At 52.8% G+C, this 22,147-nt stretch carries 21 protein-coding genes; 9 read left to right on the forward strand and 12 right to left on the reverse strand.

The window, feature by feature from the left end; all coding sequences use genetic code 11:
• Position 1 precedes the first annotated feature (1 nt).
• From nuoC to lrhA, 4 genes are all read right to left on the reverse strand, one after another.
• Positions 2–1,804 carry an NADH-quinone oxidoreductase subunit C/D gene (gene nuoC, locus HVY19_RS14030; RefSeq protein ID WP_181681173.1) on the reverse strand — a complete coding sequence of 601 codons (1,803 nt, stop codon included), beginning with the start codon at positions 1,802–1,804 and terminating at the stop codon, positions 2–4.
• Between the two features lie 89 nt (positions 1,805–1,893).
• Positions 1,894–2,556 carry an NADH-quinone oxidoreductase subunit NuoB gene (gene nuoB, locus HVY19_RS14035; RefSeq protein ID WP_003028075.1) on the reverse strand — a complete coding sequence of 221 codons (663 nt, stop codon included), beginning with the start codon at positions 2,554–2,556 and terminating at the stop codon, positions 1,894–1,896.
• A 15-nt stretch (positions 2,557–2,571) separates the two neighbouring features.
• Entirely contained in the window at positions 2,572–3,012 is a 441-nt protein-coding gene (gene nuoA, locus HVY19_RS14040; RefSeq protein WP_181681174.1) for an NADH-quinone oxidoreductase subunit NuoA, read from the reverse strand.
• Between the two features lie 628 nt (positions 3,013–3,640).
• Entirely contained in the window at positions 3,641–4,579 is a 939-nt protein-coding gene (lrhA, locus tag HVY19_RS14045; RefSeq protein WP_181681175.1) for a transcriptional regulator LrhA, read from the reverse strand.
• A 927-nt stretch (positions 4,580–5,506) separates the two neighbouring features.
• Here lrhA and alaA point away from each other — a divergent pair.
• Together alaA and yfbR are read left to right on the forward strand one after the other, a co-directional pair.
• Positions 5,507–6,724 carry an alanine transaminase AlaA gene (gene alaA, locus HVY19_RS14050; protein WP_181681176.1) on the forward strand — a complete coding sequence of 406 codons (1,218 nt, stop codon included), beginning with the start codon at positions 5,507–5,509 and terminating at the stop codon, positions 6,722–6,724.
• 103 nt (positions 6,725–6,827) lie between these two features.
• Positions 6,828–7,427, forward strand: a complete 600-nt coding sequence (yfbR, locus tag HVY19_RS14055) for a 5'-deoxynucleotidase (RefSeq protein WP_181681177.1) — start codon at positions 6,828–6,830, stop codon at positions 7,425–7,427.
• Positions 7,428–7,550: 123 nt separating this feature from the next.
• Here the strand turns inward: yfbR and HVY19_RS14060 are convergent, their stop codons facing one another.
• The 4 genes from HVY19_RS14060 to yfbV all read right to left on the reverse strand — a co-directional run bounded on the left by HVY19_RS14060 (position 7,551) and on the right by yfbV (position 11,163).
• Complete coding sequence (locus HVY19_RS14060; RefSeq protein ID WP_181681178.1) at positions 7,551–9,383, reverse strand: SLC13 family permease; 1,833 nt, start codon at positions 9,381–9,383, stop codon at positions 7,551–7,553.
• Between the two features lie 76 nt (positions 9,384–9,459).
• The gene (locus HVY19_RS14065) at positions 9,460–10,137 is read right to left on the reverse strand and encodes a sugar phosphatase (protein WP_181684290.1); all 678 of its coding nucleotides are present in this window, start codon (positions 10,135–10,137) and stop codon (positions 9,460–9,462) included.
• Positions 10,130–10,624: a YfbU family protein gene (locus tag HVY19_RS14070; RefSeq protein ID WP_181681179.1), complete on the reverse strand. Its 495-nt coding sequence runs from the start codon at positions 10,622–10,624 to the stop codon at positions 10,130–10,132. The genes HVY19_RS14065 and HVY19_RS14070 overlap by 8 nt, the downstream gene beginning before the upstream one ends.
• An 83-nt stretch (positions 10,625–10,707) precedes the next feature.
• Positions 10,708–11,163, reverse strand: coding sequence for a terminus macrodomain insulation protein YfbV (gene yfbV, locus HVY19_RS14075; RefSeq protein ID WP_181681180.1), 456 nt, complete (start codon positions 11,161–11,163; stop codon positions 10,708–10,710).
• Positions 11,164–11,501: 338 nt separating this feature from the next.
• Here yfbV and ackA point away from each other — a divergent pair, with 338 nt between their 5' ends.
• The 3 genes from ackA to yfcC all read left to right on the forward strand — a co-directional run bounded on the left by ackA (position 11,502) and on the right by yfcC (position 16,681).
• Positions 11,502–12,704, forward strand: coding sequence for an acetate kinase (gene ackA, locus HVY19_RS14080; RefSeq protein WP_181681181.1), 1,203 nt, complete (start codon positions 11,502–11,504; stop codon positions 12,702–12,704).
• A gap of 106 nt (positions 12,705–12,810) precedes the next feature.
• On the forward strand, positions 12,811–14,952 hold the full coding sequence (gene pta / locus HVY19_RS14085) for a phosphate acetyltransferase (protein ID WP_181681182.1): 2,142 nt from the start codon (positions 12,811–12,813) through the stop codon (positions 14,950–14,952).
• Between the two features lie 202 nt (positions 14,953–15,154).
• On the forward strand, positions 15,155–16,681 hold the full coding sequence (gene yfcC / locus HVY19_RS14090; RefSeq protein WP_181681183.1) for a putative basic amino acid antiporter YfcC: 1,527 nt from the start codon (positions 15,155–15,157) through the stop codon (positions 16,679–16,681).
• A gap of 64 nt (positions 16,682–16,745) precedes the next feature.
• Here the strand turns inward: yfcC and yfcD are convergent, their stop codons facing one another.
• From yfcD to yfcF, 3 genes are read right to left on the reverse strand one after another with little or no spacing between them, the layout of a single operon-like run.
• Entirely contained in the window at positions 16,746–17,312 is a 567-nt protein-coding gene (yfcD, locus tag HVY19_RS14095) for an NUDIX hydrolase YfcD (protein ID WP_181681184.1), read from the reverse strand.
• A gap of 56 nt (positions 17,313–17,368) precedes the next feature.
• A complete protein-coding gene (yfcE, locus tag HVY19_RS14100) occupies positions 17,369–17,920 on the reverse strand; it encodes a phosphodiesterase (RefSeq protein ID WP_181681185.1) in 552 nt (183 codons plus the stop codon).
• A 54-nt stretch (positions 17,921–17,974) separates the two neighbouring features.
• The gene (yfcF, locus tag HVY19_RS14105; RefSeq protein WP_181681186.1) at positions 17,975–18,619 is read right to left on the reverse strand and encodes a glutathione transferase; all 645 of its coding nucleotides are present in this window, start codon (positions 18,617–18,619) and stop codon (positions 17,975–17,977) included.
• Between the two features lie 140 nt (positions 18,620–18,759).
• On the opposite strand from yfcF, the gene yfcG reads away from it, so the two are divergent.
• The 4 genes from yfcG (at position 18,760) to HVY19_RS14125 (ending at position 21,315) form a co-directional block, all read left to right on the forward strand.
• Positions 18,760–19,407, forward strand: a complete 648-nt coding sequence (gene yfcG, locus HVY19_RS14110) for a GSH-dependent disulfide bond oxidoreductase (RefSeq protein ID WP_181681187.1) — start codon at positions 18,760–18,762, stop codon at positions 19,405–19,407.
• Between the two features lie 54 nt (positions 19,408–19,461).
• A complete protein-coding gene (folX, locus tag HVY19_RS14115; RefSeq protein ID WP_181681188.1) occupies positions 19,462–19,824 on the forward strand; it encodes a dihydroneopterin triphosphate 2'-epimerase in 363 nt (120 codons plus the stop codon).
• Between the two features lie 20 nt (positions 19,825–19,844).
• The gene (locus HVY19_RS14120; protein WP_181681189.1) at positions 19,845–20,738 is read left to right on the forward strand and encodes a TIGR01777 family oxidoreductase; all 894 of its coding nucleotides are present in this window, start codon (positions 19,845–19,847) and stop codon (positions 20,736–20,738) included.
• Positions 20,739–20,808: 70 nt separating this feature from the next.
• Entirely contained in the window at positions 20,809–21,315 is a 507-nt protein-coding gene (locus HVY19_RS14125; protein WP_181681190.1) for a GNAT family N-acetyltransferase, read from the forward strand.
• 57 nt (positions 21,316–21,372) lie between these two features.
• Here HVY19_RS14125 and hisP read toward each other — a convergent pair whose 3' ends face one another.
• Positions 21,373–22,146 carry a histidine ABC transporter ATP-binding protein HisP gene (gene hisP / locus HVY19_RS14130; RefSeq protein ID WP_181681191.1) on the reverse strand — a complete coding sequence of 258 codons (774 nt, stop codon included), beginning with the start codon at positions 22,144–22,146 and terminating at the stop codon, positions 21,373–21,375.
• Position 22,147 lies beyond the last annotated feature (1 nt).

Consider the following 22,147-nt stretch of genomic DNA (forward strand, 5'->3'; position numbering starts at 1 on the left):
ATTAGCGGTCCACATCTGACATAACAAAATCGATACTACCCAGGTGAACGATAAGGTCAGACACCAGGCTGCCGCGTACCGCGACCGGGATCTGCTGCAGATGCGCAAAGCTCGGGGTACGGATACGGGTACGATAACTCATGGTGCTGCCATCGCTGGTCAGGTAGTAACTGTTAATACCCTTGGTCGCTTCGATCATCTGGAAGGACTCATTCGCCGGCATGACCGGGCCCCACGACACTTGCAGGAAGTGGGTGATCAGGGTTTCGATATGTTGCAGCGTGCGCTCTTTCGGCGGCGGCGTGGTCAGCGGGTGATCCGCTTTGAACGGGCCTTCCGGCATGTTATTGAGGCACTGCTCAAGGATGCGCAGACTCTGACGCAGTTCTTCAACTTTCAGCATCACGCGGGTGTAGCAGTCGGAGACACCGCCGCCAACCGGCACTTCAAAGTCGAAGTTTTCGTAGCCAGAGTAAGGGCGTGCTTTACGCACGTCGAAATCAATACCTGTCGCACGCAGCGCAGCACCCGTACAGCCCCAGTCCAGCGCTTCTTTCGCACCGTAGGCGGCAACGCCCTGGGAACGGCCTTTCAGGATGGTGTTACGCAGCGCGGCTTTCTCATAAGAGGCCAGGCGCTTCGGCATCCAGTCAAGGAATTCACGCAGCAGCTTGTCCCAGCCGCGCGGCAGGTCGTGCGCGACGCCACCGATACGGAACCAGGCCGGGTGCATACGATAGCCAGTGACCGCTTCCACGATATCGTAAATTTTCTGACGGTCAGTAAACGCGAAGAAGACCGGGGTCATCGCGCCGACGTCCTGAATAAACGTGGAAATATACAGCAGGTGGCTGTTAATGCGGAACAGTTCGGAAAGCATGACGCGAATCACGTTAACGCGATCCGGAACGGTAATGCCTGCCAGTTTTTCTACCGCCAACACGTACGGCATTTCGTTGACGCAGCCACCGAGGTATTCGATACGGTCGGTATACGGAATGTAGCTGTGCCAGGACTGACGCTCGCCCATCTTCTCAGCGCCACGGTGGTGGTAGCCGATGTCAGGAACGCAGTCGACAATCTCTTCGCCGTCGAGTTGCAGAACAATACGGAAAGCACCGTGTGAAGACGGGTGGTTCGGGCCGAGGTTGAGGAACATGAAGTCCTCGTTTTCAGTACCGCGCTGCATGCCCCACTCTTCCGGTTTGAAGGTCAGGGACTCCATCTCCAGATCCTGTTTCGCTTTGGTCAGCTCAAACGGATCGAATTCGGTAGCGCGCGCCGGGTAATCTTTACGCAGCGGGTGTCCCTGCCAGGTATGCGGCATCAGCAGGCGCGTCAGGTGTGGGTGGCCTTCGATATCAATGCCAAACATTTCCCAGGTTTCACGCTCATACCAGTTGGCGTTCGGGAACAGTTTGGTGAAGGTCGGCACACGCAGGTCGTTTTCAGACAAGGCCACCTTGAGCATGATATCGCGATTGCGTTCAATGGAAATCAGGTGGTAGAAAACGGAAAAATCCGCGGCGGGTAACCCTTCGCGGTGCGTACGCAGACGTTCGTCCATGCCGTGTAAGTCAAACAGCATGACGTAAGGTTTCGGCAGTCTCTTTAAGAAATCGCCCACTTCCAGTAATTGTTCACGCTTCACCCAAACAACGGGTACCCCGGTGCGCGTCGCCTGAACGGTAAAGGCATCCGGCCCAAAGCGGTTGCGCAGTTCGCCAATAACCGGGTCATCAAGGTGATCCCGGGTTTGCCATGCGGCGTCTTGCGCGGTTAAGTCGGTCATATTGTTCACCATTGCAAATGGTCCGTGGTGACTGTTACGCCTGGCTTCGCGCTATTTGAATAGTGATATGCGAAGGTAATCTCCAGGCTCACAGGCGCAAATTAAATCTCGTCTGGTGTACGCAGATTCGTGACTGCAATGCGTTCGCCGCGCTTACGCTCGCGCTCTGACTGCATATTGGCGCGATAAACGCCCTGATCGCCAACCACCCAGGAGAGCGGACGACGTTCTTTGCCAATGGAGTCTTGCAGCAGCATCAGCGCCTGCATGTACGCTTCCGGACGTGGCGGGCATCCCGGGATGTACACATCTACCGGAATGAACTTATCAACGCCCTGCACAACCGAATAAATATCGTACATACCGCCGGAGTTCGCACATGCGCCCATGGAAATAACCCATTTCGGCTCCAGCATCTGGTCATAGAGACGCTGAATGACCGGGGCCATCTTGGTAAAGCAGGTACCCGCGACGACCATGAGATCGGCCTGACGCGGCGAAGCACGCAGAACTTCCGCACCAAAACGCGCCACGTCATGCACAGCGGTGAAAGAGGTCACCATTTCTACGTAGCAGCAGGAAAGGCCGAAGTTATACGGCCAAATTGAGTTCTTACGGCCCCAGTTAACCATGTCATGCAACTTGCCCATGAACACGTTTTTGTTAACTTCTTGCTCCAGGGGGTCGGTTACGATCTCCTGTTTTTGCAGGGGGTAACGGTCATTCTCACCGTTAGGATCTATGCGGGTGAGCGTATAATCCATCTTAATGCCTCGCGGTTAGCGTTGACGGTTAGCGATACTGTTTTCCGGGTTCATACGCTCGCGGCGAGAACGCGCGGGCGTCCAGTCCAGCGCGCCAATACGCACCAGATAAACCAGACCAGCCAGTAACACAAAAATAAAAATTGCAGCTTCCACAAAGCCAACCCAGCCGCTTTCACGGATAGAGGTTGACCATGCGTACAGATACAGTGCTTCAACGTCGAAGATAACGAAGAACATGGCTACCAGATAAAACTTGGCAGACAGGCGTAAGCGAGCGGTGCCGACCGAGTCGATACCTGATTCAAACGGGGTGTTTTTTGACCTCGCGCGTGCGCGACCGCCTAAAAACCAACCGCCGACAAGCATCAGGCAGCACAGGCCAATGGCAACAATAAGAAAGATAGCGAATGCCCAGTGATGAGCGATGACTTCAGTGGATGTTGACATACTCATTGCTTACTCATCAAAAGCGGCGCCAAATTCTCTGCTCTTTACGGCAGATGAACGCCACATCGATTCATGGGGAGGAATAAAAAAAACCTTACAATTACTGTAGAAAATGTTTTATACAGCCAATTGATGGGGTCTTTTACTCCTTTCTATAACCTTTTGTCAACTTTAACAAAAGTTTCCTCACATTAGTTTACATGACTCCAACATCGTTAACATTAAATGCGTTTTAGCACTGTGTCGATCGATTCACAGTCTAAAAAGGATGTTGTTGAATCGTGTCCGTTGTGAAGTAAATAGGAAAATGCGTGCCTATTTTGACAGGAATTCGTAATGATTCCTCCCCCTAAATGGGAGTATTTTCTTGATCTGTGACACGCTTTTGTTAATCCACCCTGGAAAACAGCAACAATTTCTATCGTTTTTTAACATGACAGCGCAGCAGCATGATTTCTGCTGCAAGTTTGCGCATTTCCCTGGCGCCTGTTTTTCTCTCTGATTTATGAGGATTTTTACCTCACAAAGCATGTCCCTAACCGATATTAGTACAAAAAAAGAACCACTGGATGTTTTTTCATCATCAGTGGTTCTTTTTTACAATAACAATTTTTAACGACTTTTTTGCGGTGTGCTATTCCAGATCGCGCTCAAGCAACACGGTATCATCTCCGCCTTCCGAAGTAGCATGACCGTACTGCCACGGATTCTGCCAGGTTTCCATGGAATGGTAGATCACCTGGGCAAGATCGTTTTTAACCACCGGATTGCGACACAGCAGGTAATCGGTATCAGGTAATAAAGGTAGCCCATCGACGCCACCCAACACGCGCAGGTCCGGGCTCATCATTTCAACCGGACGCGCCGTCACCCCAAGACCCGCTTTCACCGCTGCACGAACGGCGGGCAGCGTAGAAGCCACATAGGCGAGCCGCCAGGGAATATTGGCTGCGTTTAATGTTTCCAGCACCACATCACGGAAAGGGCTGGGTTCGTCCAGCAGAACCAGCGGCAACGGTTCCCCCTTCGGTAACACATATTCCGCAGCACAGTACCAAAGCGTGGGAGAGGTACGCAGCGTCAGACTTTCAAATGTCCCCGGACGGTGCGTGGTCACGATAAGATCCACTTCCTGAGACGCTAACATTTCTTCCATCCAGGCGTTACGCTTCACTCTGACATCCAGCGCTAACTTCGGATAAACCGAACTAATCCGGTTCAGGAGAAACGGCAGGATGGTATCCGCTGTCTCATCGGAAGCGCCAATAGTTAACGCCCCCTGAAGATTACTGAACATTAATGATGAGCAGGCCTCATCATTGAAGCGTAAAATCTTACGGGCATAGCCAAGAAGCTGGATACCATGCTCAGTCAACAGCTTATTGCGCCCGTGACGGGCGAACAGTTCTTTGCCTACGAGCTGCTCTAGCCGCTGCATTTGTTGGCTCACTGCGGACTGAGTACGACACACTGCCGCAGCCGCAGCCGCAAAGGTGTTCAGGTCAGCAACAGCAACAAAAGTTCTCAGCAGATCGAGGTCGAGGTTAATTATCAGACGATTTGCATTTATCATAATTTTTCACTTACAGGTGGCTCATACTGAGCCAGTTCATGCTGTGCATTCAGAAACAAGCAATTCCTTTTGAAATGTGCTTCCTTAGCAGGGTCACCGGTGTAGCCGGATGAATGCAAAAATGTATATCATGGGTCAGACGAAATGCCACTCGTTTCTCGGGTAATAATACTGGCTGATATCTCTCGACGTATTTCCAGGAAAACGAGCTTAATGATTAATCTGTATTGATATTTCTACCAGATACTGCATGACAAACAGCTAAAAGTAATAAGATAAGCCAGGCCTAACTCAATGAGAAATAAGCATCAAAGTGCTATTTAGCCATAAACAAAAGGCGTTGATATTGGCAAATCATGCGCACTGCAGGCCCGTCACTCTGCGCCATTTTAACCTAAAACCCCTTTATTTATAAGCTTTAATACGAATAATCTGATGCAAAGTTTTGTTAGGTTCGTCAAAGTAATTATCTATTATTAATGCCTTACGTAAACGCTTTTTAAATATTAAATAATAATTAATTAGATATGGAGCTATTCATAAACGCTGCTTAACATTAAATTTACACGTTAAATCAGACAGTACATTCCCATAACAGCCTCTCAGATTTATCTTTCGCTATTTACGAATAATGAAACTATTGCAGAAATTACCTTACTCGTCTCTATCTCGCCGCAATATTTTTTCAGCAACAGAAACCACCTAAGCGAAGCGGATGAAGCAGAGTATTTCTCTATAAAAACACAAGAATATTTGTTTTATATCTATAAACAACCTTTCGTGAAGTCGTTTGCAGTGAATCATGGCCTCAGCATTACACAAAATCTTCTTCTGTTAACCCTTCAAAATACCCCGCCGTGGGAGTACATTGTTCCAAGCTGACTTCCACGGCAGGGAGTGGCGATAACAGCTTAAAGGTCAAGGTTCATGTCCCCCATTGAAAAATCCAGCAAATTAGAAAATGTCTGTTATGACATCCGTGGTCCGGTTCTGAAAGAAGCGAAGCGTCTTGAAGAAGAAGGCAACAAAGTCCTGAAACTGAACATTGGTAACCCCGCCCCCTTCGGTTTCGACGCGCCAGATGAGATCCTTGTCGACGTCATTCGTAATCTGCCTACGGCGCAAGGTTACTGTGATTCGAAAGGCCTGTACTCTGCACGTAAAGCGATCATGCAGCATTACCAGGCTCGCGGAATGCGCGATGTCACCGTTGAGGACATCTATATTGGCAACGGAGTTTCCGAGCTGATCGTGCAGGCGATGCAGGCGCTGCTCAACAGTGGGGACGAAATGCTGGTGCCCGCACCGGACTATCCATTATGGACGGCGGCGGTTTCACTCTCCAGCGGCAAAGCCGTGCACTACCTCTGCGATGAATCTTCTGACTGGTTCCCGGATCTGGACGACATCCGTGCGAAAATCACCCCCCGTACGCGCGGGATCGTGATTATCAACCCGAACAACCCAACCGGCGCTGTCTACTCGAAAGAGCTGCTGATGGAGATCGTTGAGATCGCCCGCCAACATAACCTCATCATTTTTGCTGATGAGATCTACGACAAAATCCTGTATGACGACGCGGAACACCACTCTATCGCAGCAATGGCACCGGATCTGCTGACCATTACCTTTAACGGCTTATCTAAAACCTACCGCGTTGCAGGTTTCCGCCAGGGTTGGATGGTGCTGAACGGACCGAAGAAGCATGCCAAAGGCTATATCGAAGGGCTGGAAATGCTGGCCTCAATGCGTCTTTGCGCCAACGTTCCCGCACAACACGCCATCCAGACCGCGCTCGGTGGGTATCAGAGCATTAGCGAATTCATCCTGCCGGGTGGTCGTCTGTATGAACAACGTAACCGCGCCTGGGAACTGATTAACGAAATTTCCGGTGTCTCCTGCGTGAAACCGCGCGGCGCGCTGTATATGTTCCCGAAAATTGACGCCAAGCGCTTCAATATTCATGACGACCAGAAAATGGTGCTCGATTTCCTGTTGCAGGAGAAAGTGCTGCTGGTTCAGGGCACCGCCTTCAACTGGCCATGGCCTGACCACGTGCGTATCGTGACCCTGCCGCGCATTGACGAGATCGAAATGTCACTGAGCAAATTTGAGCGTTTCCTGTCGGGATACCGACAGCAGTAATCTGAAACCGTAGCCGGATGCAGCCCGAAGTATGAAGAGTATTTGCATCCGGCAGCGGGTCTGCGCACAATGATCTTCAGGTTGTCATTCTGAAAAGGTCACTATGAAGCAGAGCCATTTTTTTGCCCACCTCTCCCGCCTCAAGCTAATCAATCGCTGGCCTTTAATGCGCAATGTGCGTACAGAAAACGTCTCTGAGCACAGTTTACAGGTTGCGATGGTTGCGCATGCTCTGGCCGCGATCAAAAACCGGAAGTTTGCTGGACAGGTTAACGCCGAGCGCATTGCATTGCTGGCGATGTATCACGATGCTTCTGAAGTGCTAACAGGCGATCTCCCGACGCCGGTGAAATACTTCAATTCGCAAATTGCGCAGGAATATAAGGCGATCGAGAAAATCGCCCAGCAGAAACTGGTCGATATGGTGCCTGACGAACTGCGGGATATCTTTGCGCCGCTGATTGATGAGCATGCGTATAGCGAAGAAGAGAAATCTATCGTTAAACAGGCCGATGCGCTGTGTGCCTATCTGAAGTGTCTCGAAGAACTCTCAGCAGGCAACAACGAATTCCTGTTGGCAAAATCGCGGCTGGAGAAAACGCTGGAGGCGCGGCGTAGTCCAGAGATGGATTATTTTATGGCGGTGTTCGTGCCGAGCTTTCACCTCTCATTAGATGAAATCAGCCAGGACTCACCGCTTTAATTGCCCACTGTGTCTGTAGGCCGGATAAGACGTTACGTCGCCATCCGGCATCGTGCGCCATCATGCCTGATGGCGCTACGTTTATCAGGCCTACAAGACCCGCGCAGCGACGCCGGAGAAACATTAAAACGGGAACAGCATTGGAATCATCACCACGCAGACCGCCATCACGATAAGCGTGAACGGTACGCCAAGCTTAATAAAGTCACTGAAGCTGTAGTTCCCCGGCCCTAATACCAGTGTGTTTACTGGCGAGGAAACTGGCGTCATAAAGGCGGCGGATGCGGCCATCGCCACCACCATCGCAAACGGGTAAGGCGAGACGCCCATCGACTTCGCCGCCGCCAGCGCAATGGGGGCCATCAGCACCGCAGTGGCGGTATTGGAAATAAACAGACCAATGGTGGCGCAGAGCACGAACAGACAGCCGAGCATCATGTAGGGGCCATAGCCGCCTCCGACGTCCATCAGTCCTTTCACCACCAGGTCAACACCGCCCGTTTTTTGCAGTGCCAGCGCAAAGGGCATCATCCCGACAATCAAGATAATGCTCGGCCAGTGGATCGCTTTATAAGCGCTTTCGGCATCAATGCAGCGGAATTTCCCCATCAGCAGACAGGCGATAATCGCCGCAACCGTATTGGGAATTTCATCGGTGAGCATCAGAGCAACCATCAGCACCAGGCAGAAGATGGCATGAGGTGCCTGACTGTGCGCCGGAGATGCCTCGCTAACTTCCTCAGGCAGATTGAGCGCAACGAAGTCCCTGCCCTGCTTGCCGAGCAGGGCGATCAGCTTCCAGTTGCCCACCACCAGAATAATATCGCCTAACAGCAACGGCTCGTCCGCCAGTGAACCTTCGATTGGCACGCCGTCACGCTTCAGACCGACCACGTTCAGTCCATAGCGGGTACGAAAGCCAATCTCACGCACTGATTTACCAATCAGTTCAGATTCCGGAATGAGCGAGATTTCCGCCATTCCCACGTCCAACGCCTGATCGGAGAAATATTCTCCGCGCAGTACCATCGGCTCCAGCAGTTGTTCGCTACAGAATTCGCGCAGATCGACATCCGCCGCGGACATATCTATTAACAATACATCGCGGGCGCGAAATTCTGATACCCCGTTCACGTTAACGATAACCCGCCGAAAACGCCGCCAGCGCTCAACGCCAATGACGTTTGCACCGTAGCGTTCACGCAGTTTGAGATCGTCCAGGCGCTGGCCGACCAGCGGTGAGCCGGGACGAATGGCCAGACGACGCGCACGCCCGGAAAGACGGTATTCTTTAATGAGGTCACGGAAGGTCCGTCGCTTCCAGCTTTCGCCAGGCTGCGCTTGATCGTCGCCTTTGAGCATAAAACGCATCAGCAGCATATAGACGATGCCCAGAATGAGGACCACAAAACCAATCGGCGTGACGCTAAAGAAACCAAAGCCGTTAAAGCCTTCACGCAGTAATTCACTGTTCACGACGAGGTTAGGCGGGGTGGCGACCAGCGTCATCATGCCGCTGATAAGACCCGCAAAGCTGAGTGGCATCATCAGGCGTGACGGCGAGGTTTGCATCCGCATAGAGACACTAAGCACGACCGGAATAAAGATGGCCACCACGCCGGTAGAACTCATAAAAGCACCCAGTCCTGCGACGGTTAACATCAGCAGAACCAGCATCTTAACTTCACTACTGCCGGCCATTTTCACCAGCCAGGCCCCCATCACCGTGGCAACGCCAGTGCGCACCAGCCCGTCACCAATGATGAATAGCGCGGCAATCAGCACCACGTTGGGGTCGCTGAAACCGGAAAAAGCCTCGGTGATGCTCAATGTTCCACTCAGAACAAAGGCAACGATGACCAGCAAAGCAACCGCGTCCATACGCACTTTGCCCGTCGCAAATAAAAGCACGGCAATCACTAACAGCGAGAGAACCCAGATCAATTCACCGTTCACAACCTGTCCTTGTCAGATGAGTAGATAAGATTATTCTGCCATAAAAAAGCCCCGACAAATCGGGGCTAAATCATGATCAGGTATTTCTGACAACGGCCACATCACCGTTAGGTTGCTTCGTAACGGAAAGCTGCTCCAGGCTGGTGAGCGAGAAATCCACCTCATCGAGACGCGGCGTATCTGCCGGTGCGTTAACCGCAATGACATGACATCCGGCGGCGAGTCCCGAAAGTACACCCGCCGGGGCATCTTCCACCACGACACATTCCTCTGGCGCTAAGCCGAGAAGCTGAGCGCCCAGCAGGTACGCATCAGGCTCCGGTTTACCGCGCTTCACACGTTCAGCGGTCACGAAAACTTCAGGTGCCGGCAGTTTCGCTACCTGATGACGAGCACGCGCCACCGGCATCGATCCCGAGGTGACAATCGCCCATGGGATCCCGGCCTTGTTCAGATGGTTAAGTAACGCTACCGCCCCAGGTAACGCGGTGATCCCGGCGGTTTCCGTGGCTTCTACCTGCTCCAGCCAGGTGAATTCGGCGGCAATTTCCGCTTCAGTTTTGCCCGGCATAAAATGGCGCAGCGAGGTAATCGCCTGTTTACCATGAATAAAGTTAAGCACTTCATCATGCGCCAGATTAAAGCGATCGGCCCAGTTGCACCAGGCGCGTTCTACTGCCGGTAAGGAATCAACCAGAGTACCATCAAGGTCAAAGAGAAAGCCTTTACACTGCACGCTCACCCCCTCAGGCATTAATGATTTGGTTAATTTCATTGGCGCTCAGATGATACTGACGCGGGCAGGCATGCCATACGCTCAGCATGCGTTGATATTTTTCCCACATTGGCGTCTGGGCGTTGAAGCCGTGCGTGCCGGCATCAAAATGGGTATAGCGCCCTTCTACGTTCACCATAAAGCGCACGTAACCCAAATAGCGGGCTTCCGTCGCGGCGTCAAAACCGAGGAAAGTCACCCGACGCTCATCAATGCTTTGCGCATCTTTCAGGTTGGTCCAGGAAACATGGAGGGCATGGTACATCTCCATAATGTCGATTATCGTGCGACAGGTTTCTTCTTTAAGCTCACCAAACTCCCGATCCAGCTCGCGCATTTGCAGGCCGTATCCGCGTTCGATAATCGTCTGCAGACGACGATAGCGCTCGGCGTTGGACGGATCGAGCATAGTCATCATTTTGTACTGGTTCGACAAAATCAGACGTTGAGCATTGGTCATTTCCATTTGGAACTCCTGTATCACTTTACCGCGGTGAAAAAAAAGAAGGCATCGTTATGCCTTCTTTTATATGCGTAATCAGGGATCAATTACAAATCATCAAGGAAAGTTTTATCCAGTTGTTTGAACGCGCGCTTAAGCGTGTCAGCTAACGCCTGGTAATCCGGTTTACCTTCAACCGGTGCTAATGCTTGTCCTGCTTCCTGTAATTTCCCCCTGACCTCATAGAACCAGCTCAGAATCGATGGCGGCAGCGGCGTGACAGAGCGCTTGCCTAACCACCACAGCCCTTGCATTGGCAAACTGAGGGCGAATAAGGCGGTGGCCACGGCGGGACCTAACTGACCGCCAAGGGCGATCTGCCAGCACAGGGTAAACACGGCAATGGGGGGCATAAAACGGATGGCGTAGCGCGTCATGCGGATCACGCGGTTTTCAACAAAAACCGGCGCCAGGCGCTTTTCCATTGGCCACGTCTTTGAATAGTGCTGCCCCCGACGAAAAAGGCTGAAAAAATTAACGGAGCGATTATCCGGCGTCGACATGGCGTACCTCAACTTCACATATAAAGATTAAAAAATTTGTGCAAAACAACAACTGTGATGGACAACGTTCAAAACATTTTGTCATTTCTACCCACGATCGAGTATCCTGTGTCGGCCTGTAAAGGCCAGTAGTCCAAAATTAATGAGTCGTCAAATTTAGATATAGTATGCCATTGGCTGAAAAATACGCAAAATGGCATAGACTCAATGGTATTTCTTCCATCATGCGAAAAAGACAATTGCGTATGATGTTAATCATAAATGTCGGCGTCATCCTGCGCTACGCTCTATGGCTCCCTGACGTTTTTTTTAGCCACGTATCATAAATAGGTACTTCCATGTCGAGTAAGTTAGTACTGGTTCTGAACTGCGGTAGCTCCTCACTGAAATTTGCAATCATCGATGCCGTAAATGGTGAAGAGTACCTTTCTGGTTTAGCCGAATGTTTCCATCTCCCAGAAGCGCGTATCAAATGGAAAATGGACGGCGGTAAACAAGAAGCGGCTTTAGGTGCAGGCGCCGCTCACAGTGAAGCGCTGAATTTTATCGTTAACACTATTCTGGCACAAAAACCAGAACTGTCTGCGCAGTTGACTGCAATCGGTCACCGTATCGTGCACGGCGGCGAGAAGTATACCAGCTCTGTGGTTATCGATGACTCTGTTATTCAGGGCATCAAAGATTCTGCCTCTTTCGCACCGCTGCATAACCCGGCGCACCTGATCGGTATCGCTGAAGCGCTGAAATCCTTCCCGCAGTTGAAAAACAAGAACGTTGCCGTGTTCGACACCGCGTTCCACCAGACCATGCCGGAAGAATCTTACCTCTATGCCCTGCCGTACAGCCTGTATAAAGAACATGGCGTTCGCCGCTACGGCGCGCACGGCACCAGCCACTTCTTCGTAACGCAAGAAGCGGCAAAAATGCTGAACAAACCGGTTGAAGAACTGAACATCATCACTTGCCATCTGGGCAACGGGGGTTCTGTTTCTGCAATCCGTAACGGTAAATGTGTTGATACCTCCATGGGTCTGACCCCGCTGGAAGGTCTGGTGATGGGAACTCGCTCCGGTGACATCGACCCGGCGATCATCTTCCACCTGCACGATACTCTGGGTATGAGCGTTGATCAGATCAACAAAATGCTGACCAAAGAATCAGGTCTGCTGGGTCTGACTGAAGTGACCAGCGACTGCCGTTACGTCGAAGATAACTATGACTCCAAAGAAGACGCTAAGCGTGCAATGGACGTTTACTGCCACCGTCTGGCGAAATACATCGGTTCCTACACTGCGCTGATGGATGGTCGTCTGGACGCAGTCGTGTTCACCGGTGGTATCGGTGAGAACGCGGCGATGGTTCGCGAACTGTCTCTGGGTAAACTGGGCGTGCTGGGCTTTGAGGTTGATCACGAACGCAACCTGGCTGCCCGTTTCGGCAAGTCGGGTTTCATCAACAAAGAAGGCACCCGTCCTGCCATGGTGATCCCAACCAATGAAGAATTGGTTATCGCCCAGGACGCCAGCCGTCTGACTGCCTGATATCACACCGCCAGCCTCGCTGGCGGTGCTGTTTTATCACCCGCCCTCAATGGGCGGTGCTGTTTTGTAACCCGCCCAATTCGGCGGTAACGAAAGAGGATAAACCGTGTCCCGAATCATTATGCTGATCCCTACCGGAACCAGCGTCGGCCTGACCAGCGTCAGCCTCGGCGTCATCCGCGCTATGGAACGCAAAGGCGTTCGTCTGAGCGTCTTTAAGCCAATTGCTCAACCCCGCGCTGGTGGCGATGCGCCAGACCAGACCACCACGATTATTCGTGCTAACTCTACGGTCACCGCAGCTGAACCGCTGAAGATGAGCCACGTTGAGTCTCTGCTTTCCAGCAATCAGAAAGATGTGCTGATGGAAGAGATCATCGCGAACTACCACGCGAATACCAAAGACGCAGAAGTGGTACTGGTTGAAGGCCTGGTCCCAACCCGTAAACACCAGTTCGCACAGTCTCTGAACTACGAAATTGCGAAAACGCTGAATGCGGAAATCGTCTTCGTGATGTCTCAGGGCACCGATACCCCGGAACAGTTGAACGAGCGTATTGAACTGACTCGCAGCAGCTTTGGCGGCGCGAAAAACAGCAGCATCACCGGCGTTATCGTCAACAAGCTGAACGCCCCGGTTGATGAGCAGGGTCGTACTCGCCCGGACCTGTCCGAAATCTTTGATGACTCCACCAAAGCGCAAGTGGTGAAAGTGGATCCTGCTAAGCTGCAGGCTTCCAGCCCGCTGCCGGTTCTCGGCGCTGTGCCGTGGAGCTTTGATCTGATTGCCACTCGTGCGATCGATATGGCGCGTCACCTGAACGCGACCATCGTCAACGAAGGCGATATCAATACTCGTCGCGTGAAGTCAGTAACATTCTGCGCACGTAGCATTCCGCACATGCTGGAGCATTTCCGCGCAGGTTCCCTGCTGGTGACCTCTGCAGACCGTCCAGACGTGCTGGTTGCCGCCTGCCTGGCCGCGATGAACGGCGTGGAAATTGGCGCACTGCTGCTGACCGGTGGTTACGAAATGGACGCGCGCATCACTAAGCTGTGCGAACGTGCTTTCGCGACCGGCCTGCCGGTATTCATGGTGAACACCAACACCTGGCAGACCTCCCTGAGCCTGCAGAGCTTCAACCTGGAAGTCCCGGTTGACGATCACGAGCGCATCGAGAAAGTTCAGGAATACGTAGCAAACTACATTAACGCTGACTGGATCGAGTCTCTGACCGCGACCTCTGAGCGTAGCCGCCGTCTGTCTCCACCAGCGTTCCGCTATCAGTTGACTGAACTGGCGCGTAAAGCGGGTAAACGTGTTGTACTGCCAGAAGGCGACGAACCGCGTACCGTGAAAGCGGCAGCCATCTGTGCTGAACGTGGTATCGCCACCTGCGTACTGCTCGGTAACCCGGAAGAGATCAACCGCGTTGCAGCCTCTCAGGGCGTTGAGCTTGGCGCTGGCATTGAAATCGTTGACCCGGAAGTGGTTCGCGAAAGCTATGTCGCTCGCCTGGTTGAGCTGCGTAAGAGCAAAGGCATGACCGAAACCGTCGCCCGCGAACAGCTGGAAGACAACGTGGTTCTCGGTACCCTGATGCTGGAACAGGACGAAGTTGACGGTCTGGTTTCTGGTGCGGTTCACACCACTGCGAATACCATCCGTCCGCCGCTGCAGTTGATCAAAACCGCACCTGGCAGCTCGCTGGTTTCTTCGGTGTTCTTCATGCTGCTGCCGGAACAGGTTTACGTTTACGGCGACTGCGCAATCAACCCGGATCCGACCGCAGAGCAGTTGGCTGAGATCGCCATTCAGTCCGCCGATTCCGCAATTGCCTTCGGTATTGAACCGCGCGTAGCGATGCTCTCCTACTCAACCGGCACTTCTGGTGCGGGTAGCGATGTTGAGAAAGTGCGTGAAGCGACCCGTCTGGCACAGGAAAAACGTCCGGATCTGATGATCGACGGCCCGCTGCAGTACGATGCTGCGGTCATGGCTGACGTTGCGAAATCCAAAGCGCCGAACTCTCCGGTTGCGGGTCGCGCTACCGTGTTCATCTTCCCGGATCTGAACACCGGTAACACCACCTACAAAGCGGTACAGCGTTCTGCCGACCTGATCTCCATCGGACCGATGCTGCAAGGTATGCGCAAGCCGGTGAACGACCTGTCCCGTGGCGCGCTGGTTGACGATATCGTCTATACCATTGCGTTGACCGCGATTCAGTCTTCCCAGCAGCAGTAATGCCGTTGCATCTCTGACCTGTTCAGAGAGAATACAAAACCGGATGCGCCTGCATCCGGTTTTTTTTATCCCTGACCTGCTTAAATTCCATCACTGTAAATTGGCAAAATCTTAAACTTGCCGAAACGGTTCGCCATTATTTGAATTGATATTCAGTTAATTGCATACTTATTCCATTATAACGCTACATGGAAGGTATGCTATGTCCTCTGTTTCCTCCGCACCGCCGCAGTCGAAGAAAAAATTCGCCATGCCGGATACGCTGGTCATCATTTTCTTCGTTGCCATTTTCACCGCCATTTTGACATGGCTGGTTCCCGCGGGTCAGTTCGATACGCAAGCAGTTCAGTACACCGTTGAGGGTGTGGAAAAAAGCCGTCAGGTTGTCGACCCGAATTCATTTCGCATTGTGACCGATGCCGCTGGTGAAGCGCAGTACAATCGTGTACAGATCTTTTCGACCGGTGATGCCGGCCCTGGCTTAATGAATTTTCCCTTTGAAGGCCTGACGGCTGGCGATAAATTCGGTTCCGCCATAGGCATCATCATGTTTATGCTGGTGATTGGCGGCGCGTTTGGCATCGTTATGCGTACCGGCACTATCGACAACGGCATTATGGCGCTTATCAACCGCACCAAAGGCAATGAGTTTCTGTTTATTCCGGTGCTGTTTATTCTCTTTTCTCTTGGCGGCGCAGTTTTTGGGATGGGAGAAGAGGCGGTCGCGTTCGCGATCATCATCGCCCCTTTGATGGTCTGTTTAGGCTACGACAGTATTACCACCGTGCTGGTCACCTACGTGGCAACGCAGGTCGGGTTTGCGACCTCATGGATGAACCCCTTCAGCGTGGTAATCGCACAGGGCATCGCTGGTATACCGGTACTTTCTGGCTCAGGACTGCGTATCGTCACCTGGGCTTTCGCCACACTGGTGGCACTGGCCTTCACGATGATTTACGCCTCACGGGTCCGTAAGACGCCGCAGCGCTCAGCCTGCTGGCAGTCCGATAACTATTTCCGCGAACAGCAGCAGCAGATTTCACAGCGGAAACTGGGTGCAGGCGACTGGGTTGTGCTGGCTATCCTGACCGCTGCAATAGTCTGGGTAATCTGGGGCGTCATCGTTCATGCCTGGTTCATTCCGGAAATCGCCAGCCAGTTCTTTACGATGGGCCTCGCGATTGGCCTGGCGGCCGTCGTGTTCCGCTTAAATAATATGACGCTGAATGATATGGCCAGCGCGTTTACCGAAGGCGCGAAAATCATGATCGCCCCTGCGCTGCTGGTTGGCTTCGCGAAAGGCATTATGCTGCTCATCGGCAACGGCGATGCCAGTACGCCCAGCGTGTTAAATACGATTCTTAACAGCATTGCCGGTGGTATCGGCGAGTTACATACCGCTGTCGCCGCCTGGTTTATGCTGCTGTTCCAGACGCTGTTTAATTTCTTTGTCACTTCTGGCTCAGGCCAGGCCGCGCTGACCATGCCGCTAATGGCGCCGCTCAGCGATCTGGTTGGCGTAAACCGTCAGGTAGCCGTACTCGCGTTTCAACTGGGTGATGGTTTTAGCAATATTATCTATCCGACCTCGGCCTCGTTAATGGCCACGCTTGGAGTTTGCCGGGTGGATTTCCGCTGCTGGATTAAGACGGCGCTGGCGCTCGCTGGGGTGCTGTTCGTATTTTCCAGCGTGATGGTGATTGGCGCACAGTTGATGGGGTATCAGTAAGCTAAATTGCCGGATGGCGACGCTCACGCGTTGCATCCGGCCTTATCGTTTACCTGCGTAAACGCTACTCTGCGGCTTCCTGCTGCTCTTGCTCAGGTTCGGACTTCGCGGATTCATTCTTGGCGTTGCGGGTCATCCACAGCGCCAGCGCTTTGAGCGAATCCGGAGTGAATTCGTCGCAGCGGGCCGTGATCTCTTCCGGCGTCAACCAGCAGACTTCGCTGATTTCTTCTTCCTGCAACGCAAACGGACCGTGTGACACGCAGCTGAACAGCGCGCCCCAGACGCGGCAGTTTTTATCTTCAAAATAGAATTGACCGTGCTCGGCGAACGGAACGCCCGCAATGCCTAACTCCTCTTCCGCTTCACGGCGGGCAGAGTCCAGCAGTTGTTCGTCTGCCTGCACAACACCGCCGGCGGTGGCGTCTAACATTCCCGGCATAAAGTCTTTTGTCTCGGTACGACGCTGCACCAGAATTTTGCCCATTCCATCATGCACCACAATATACGTAGCACGATGACGCAGGCACTGTGCTCGCATCTGCTCCCGGCTGGATTGTGCGATGACCTCGTTGTCTTCATTCACGATATCCACCCATTCGGTACTTGCCAAACGACGCTGTTCCACCATCAGGAAACCTTCTTTTTCTTGCGCTCTTACGGCGCGTTTACATATGTGGGGGTAAGTTACGAATTAATCGCTACCTGCGCAATAACACTTTGATCATTGAGTGCGATAACGCGCAAAACATTATCATCGAGCATCCCATAGCTCGCCGGATAACCACCTTTTGGCATGCTCACCGAACCGGGGTTGAAGTGAAACAACGCGCCGCGTTTTTCGGCGACCGGCAGATGGGTATGCCCGTAGACCAGCACATCGTTATCGCGCAGTACCGGCAGATTCTCCGGCCCAAAGAGATGTCCGTGGGTCAGAAAAAGACGCTGATTCTCCAGCAACACTTGTTGCCACGGTGCGGTGATCGGGAAATTGAGCAGCATCTGATCCACTTCGCTGTCGCAGTTACCCCGAACCGCGATAATCCGCCCCGCCAGAATGTTAAGTTGCTCAGCCACCAGGGCTGGTGCGTAGCCTTCTGGCAGCGGATTACGGGGGCCATGGTTCAGCACATCGCCGAGTATCACCAGCCACTGAGCGCCACTAGCGGAAAAAAGCGTCAGGATACGTTCCGTAGCAGGCAATGACCCATGAATATCGGAGGCAAACATCAGTTTCATCCAGTACTCCTTGTCGTTAAACCCCTGCCATGATACTGGATTATAGACGTCGTATCAGCCTGAACGCTTCGCGGAAAGCGCAATAAATCGCTGTACAGAAGCCCGCTGCCATTGGAACGCTGCATATTCAGCCAGTTGCTTTGGCACCTCGTCACCATGTAGCGCCAGACGGTTGATCATCAGGGCTAAATCCGTATCGGCGATACACCATTCGCCAAACAAGTTTTGCCTGCCATGAGAGAGCAAATTCCCCGCTATCGCGAACAGTTTTTCCGCACTGGCTTTTCCCGCGTCGCTCAGCGGCGCTTTTTTTGCGCCCGCAAAAATCACGTCCGTCGAGCGCTCCTCGCGGATTGGCATGAGGTCGCTGCGGATCCACGCCTGAACCTGACGTGCCCGCGCTCTGTTCTGCAAATCAACGGGATAAATACGCTCCCAGGTCGGAGGCGCAAACCGCTCATCCAGATATTCGGTAATCGCCGAAGATTCCGTGAGTTCAAAACCATCGATTTCAAGTAACGGGACGCGGCGCGTCAATGCATAACCCTGCCAGCCCGGTTGTAAATGCTCGCCGCTGTTCAGATCAACGGTTTTCAGTTCGAAGGTGAGTCCTTTTTCTTGCAGTGCAACGTAAGCCGACAAAACGTAAGGCGAGAAAAAGCTGGCGTCAGACCAGAGAGTTATCAGGGGCTTATTCATGGCGTCCTCGTCAGTAATAAATAATCTACTCAACATAGAGTCTCTTTCTCATTCTGTCACCTGATGAAAACTCACGCAGTACGGCAACCTTTCTATACTTGATCTCTCTTGCAGTATTAAAAACGCTTACTGGAGTCGCAATGATTGACCTCTATTACGCCCCGACGCCGAACGGACACAAGGTTACGCTGTTTCTTGAAGAAGCTGAGCTGGACTACCGTCTGATAAAAGTGGATATCAGCAAGGGTGACCAGTTCCGTCCTGAATTCCTGGCGATCGCCCCCAATAATAAGATCCCCGCAATTGTTGACCACGCGCCCGCAGACGGCGGTTCTCCGGTGAGCCTTTTTGAATCTGGCGCGATCCTGCTCTATCTGGCTGAAAAAACCGGCACCTTACTCAGCCACTCGCCGCGCGAGCGCCAGACAACGCTGCAATGGTTGTTCTGGCAGGTGGGCGGGCTTGGGCCAATGCTGGGGCAAAATCATCATTTCAACCATTTCGCGCCGCAGGCGGTGCCATACGCCATCGAGCGTTATCAGGTGGAAACACAGCGGCTCTACACTGTGCTGAACAAACGGCTGGGGACATCGCCGTGGCTGGGAGGCGATGAGTACAGTATTGCCGACATCGCCTGCTGGCCGTGGGTTAATGCCCATCAGCGCCAGCGTATTGAACTTGAGAACTACCCGGCGGTGAAAAACTGGCACGCGCGAATTCTCACTCGCCCCGCCACGGAACGCGCGATGTTACAGGCGCAAATGAATCCTGAAGTCGCAAAAGGATAACGCACGTGAGTTCTCGTGTATGATGCGAAGGTTAACACAAGGAGGAAACCTGCAATGTCAAACCTTGACGCTATAATTCGTATAAAAAACCTTCGCTTACGCACGTTCATTGGCATCAAAGACGAAGAGATCAACAACCGCCAGGACATTGTTATCAACGTCACAATTCACTATCCGGCGGAACAGGCACGCGTCAGTGAAGACATCAATGACGCCCTGAACTATCGCACCATCACGAAAAATATTATTCAGCATGTTGAGAATAACCGGTTCTCGTTGTTAGAAAAATTAACTCAGGATGTGCTCGACATCGCACGCGAACATCACTGGGTCACTTATGCTGAAGTGGAGGTCGATAAATTACACGCGTTGCGCTATGCCGATTCTGTCTCTATGACGCTGGGCTGGCAACGCTAACCGCCAAAACGGGAGGCTGCATGAAGATACTGGTAACCGGTGGTACTGGACTGATTGGTGGGCATTTGATCCCACGTCTGCTGGAGCTCGGTCATCAGGTGACAGTGGTCACGCGCAGCCCCGACAAAGCCCGAGCGCGGCTCGACAATCGCGTGACGATCTGGAAAGGGCTGGAGGATCGGCAGAATCTTGACGATATAGATGCCGTGATCAACCTCGCCGGCGAACCTATTGCGGACAAACGCTGGACGGCGGAGCAAAAGGAACGGCTATGCCAAAGCCGTTGGCGGATAACACAAAAGCTGGCCGATTTGATCAACGCCAGCACCACGCCGCCGTCAGTGCTGATTTCCGGCTCTGCCACGGGCTATTATGGCGATTTGGGTGAAGTGGTGGTGACAGAAGAAGAACCGCCGCATAACGAGTTCACCCATAAACTTTGCGCACGCTGGGAGCAAATTGCCTGCGAAGCGCAAAGCGATAAAACCCGCATTTGCCTGCTGCGTACGGGGGTTGTTCTGGCCCCCAAAGGCGGGATCCTCGCCAAAATGCTGCCCTCGTTTCGTCTTGGGCTGGGAGGCCCGATCGGTCACGGCCGTCAGTATCTGGCGTGGATCCATATTGATGATATGGTCAATGCGATCCTCTGGCTGCTGGATAACGACCTGCGCGGCCCGTTCAATATGGTTTCACCTTACCCGGTACGCAACGAACAATTTGCCCATGCCCTTGGGCATGCGCTGCACAGACCCGCTATTCTTCGCGTTCCGGCAACCGCTATTCGCCTGCTGATGGGCGAGTCCTCCGTACTGGTACTCGGGGGGCAGCGCGCCCTGCCAAAACGGCTGGAAGCCGCCGGATTCGCCTTCCGCTGGTACGATTTAGAAGAAGCGTTAGCGGATGTTGTGCATTAAAGCGTGGGCCTGTTGATCTGCGCCATTCCGGTGGTAAGGTAGTCTTAATGACATCCGGAATGGCGAATCTATGGCGATATTGACGACCGCACGACTGACACTCTCCCCTTTTCAGCCCACCGACTGGTCTTTCTTTCACGCGCTCCGGGAAAACCCGGACATAATGCGTTTTATGGGTAATCTTAGTCCGGAACACGAAACGCGCCTGCTGTTCGCCCGACGCCTGTCATCGCCGCACACCTTCGTTATTCGCCAGCATAACGACACCACCCCGCTGGGTGATATCGGTTTGCACATCAGCCATCAGTTTCCCCAGGAAGCGGATATTGGTTATTGCGTGATACCAGAAGCGCAAGGAAAAGGTATTGCCAGCGAGGCCGTACGTGCCGTCTGTGAGTACGCGTTTCGCGATGCCGGGGTCAATGCCGTTAACGCCTGGGTGCTGGCAGAAAATCACGGCTCCGTGCGCCTGCTGGAAAAGCAGGGATTCGTGCGTACGCAGATGCTGGAAAAAGTGTTTGAGGTTAATGGTATCTACCATGACGACTGGGGATATCGCCTGGTGAAAAATGCCTGATTCGTGCACCTGTAGGCCGGATAAAGCATTTACGCCGCTATCCGGCACTATTGTTACTTATTTCAGCGAACCTTTCAGGAACTGCTGCAGGCGCGGGCTTTGTGGGTTACCGAAGAGTTGCTCAGGATCGCCCTCTTCTTCAATTTTCCCCTGATGAAGGAAAATAACGTGGCTGGAGACGTGGCGGGCAAAGCCCATCTCATGCGTCACCACCACCATCGTTTTCCCCTCTTCCGCCAGTTGTTGCATAATGCGCAAAACCTCGCCCACCAGTTCAGGATCGAGCGCGGAAGTGGGTTCATCAAACAGCAGGACCTCCGGCTCCATCGCTAAAGCGCGCGCAATCGACACGCGCTGCTGTTGGCCGCCGGAGAGATGCACCGGGTATTTCTTCTGCGCACGCTCATCAATTCCCACTTTCGCCAGATATTTGACCGCCCGCTCGCGCGCTTCATGCTTGCTTAGTCCCAGCACCTGGATCGGCGCTTCCATGACGTTCTCCAGCACCGTCATGTGACTCCACAGGTTAAAATGCTGAAAGACCATCGTCAGGCGCGTGCGCAGTAAGCGAAGCTGAGTTTTATCCGCCACCTTAAGCTGGCCGTCTTTATCGCGTACCAGGTTAATGTTTTGTCCGCTCACGACAATCGTTCCGGCGCTCGGTTTTTCGAGGAAGTTAATACAGCGCAGAAACGTGCTTTTACCAGAGCCGGATGAGCCAATGATGCTAATCACATCTCCGGCATTGGCCCGCAGTGACACCCCTTTCAGCACTTCATGTTCGCCGTAGCATTTGTGCAAGTCGATAACGTTTAATTTATTCTCAGACATC

The sequence above is a fragment of the Citrobacter sp. RHB25-C09 genome (assembly GCF_013836145.1).
In the GTDB taxonomy this organism is placed as follows: Bacteria; Pseudomonadota; Gammaproteobacteria; order Enterobacterales; family Enterobacteriaceae; genus Citrobacter_A.

Bases quoted from the DNA above. Each gene is read 5' to 3' on its own strand.
- HVY19_RS14120 (WP_181681189.1), top strand. From the start codon at position 19,845: ATGAAGATACTGGTAACCGGTGGTACTGGACTGATTGGTGGGCATTTG.
- yfcE (WP_181681185.1), bottom strand. From the start codon at position 17,920: ATGAAACTGATGTTTGCCTCCGATATTCATGGGTCATTGCCTGCTACG.
- HVY19_RS14065 (WP_181684290.1), bottom strand. From the start codon at position 10,137: ATGCCTGAGGGGGTGAGCGTGCAGTGTAAAGGCTTTCTCTTTGACCTT.
- yfcG (WP_181681187.1), top strand. From the start codon at position 18,760: ATGATTGACCTCTATTACGCCCCGACGCCGAACGGACACAAGGTTACG.
- alaA (WP_181681176.1), top strand. From the start codon at position 5,507: ATGTCCCCCATTGAAAAATCCAGCAAATTAGAAAATGTCTGTTATGAC.
- hisP (WP_181681191.1), bottom strand. From the start codon at position 22,146: ATGTCTGAGAATAAATTAAACGTTATCGACTTGCACAAATGCTACGGC.
- yfcF (WP_181681186.1), bottom strand. From the start codon at position 18,619: ATGAATAAGCCCCTGATAACTCTCTGGTCTGACGCCAGCTTTTTCTCG.
- HVY19_RS14125 (WP_181681190.1), top strand. From the start codon at position 20,809: ATGGCGATATTGACGACCGCACGACTGACACTCTCCCCTTTTCAGCCC.
- nuoB (WP_003028075.1), bottom strand. From the start codon at position 2,556: ATGGATTATACGCTCACCCGCATAGATCCTAACGGTGAGAATGACCGT.
- nuoA (WP_181681174.1), bottom strand. From the start codon at position 3,012: ATGAGTATGTCAACATCCACTGAAGTCATCGCTCATCACTGGGCATTC.
- nuoC (WP_181681173.1), bottom strand. From the start codon at position 1,804: ATGGTGAACAATATGACCGACTTAACCGCGCAAGACGCCGCATGGCAA.
- ackA (WP_181681181.1), top strand. From the start codon at position 11,502: ATGTCGAGTAAGTTAGTACTGGTTCTGAACTGCGGTAGCTCCTCACTG.
- HVY19_RS14070 (WP_181681179.1), bottom strand. From the start codon at position 10,624: ATGGAAATGACCAATGCTCAACGTCTGATTTTGTCGAACCAGTACAAA.
- folX (WP_181681188.1), top strand. From the start codon at position 19,462: ATGTCAAACCTTGACGCTATAATTCGTATAAAAAACCTTCGCTTACGC.
- yfcC (WP_181681183.1), top strand. From the start codon at position 15,155: ATGTCCTCTGTTTCCTCCGCACCGCCGCAGTCGAAGAAAAAATTCGCC.
- lrhA (WP_181681175.1), bottom strand. From the start codon at position 4,579: ATGATAAATGCAAATCGTCTGATAATTAACCTCGACCTCGATCTGCTG.
- yfbV (WP_181681180.1), bottom strand. From the start codon at position 11,163: ATGTCGACGCCGGATAATCGCTCCGTTAATTTTTTCAGCCTTTTTCGT.
- yfbR (WP_181681177.1), top strand. From the start codon at position 6,828: ATGAAGCAGAGCCATTTTTTTGCCCACCTCTCCCGCCTCAAGCTAATC.
- yfcD (WP_181681184.1), bottom strand. From the start codon at position 17,312: ATGGTGGAACAGCGTCGTTTGGCAAGTACCGAATGGGTGGATATCGTG.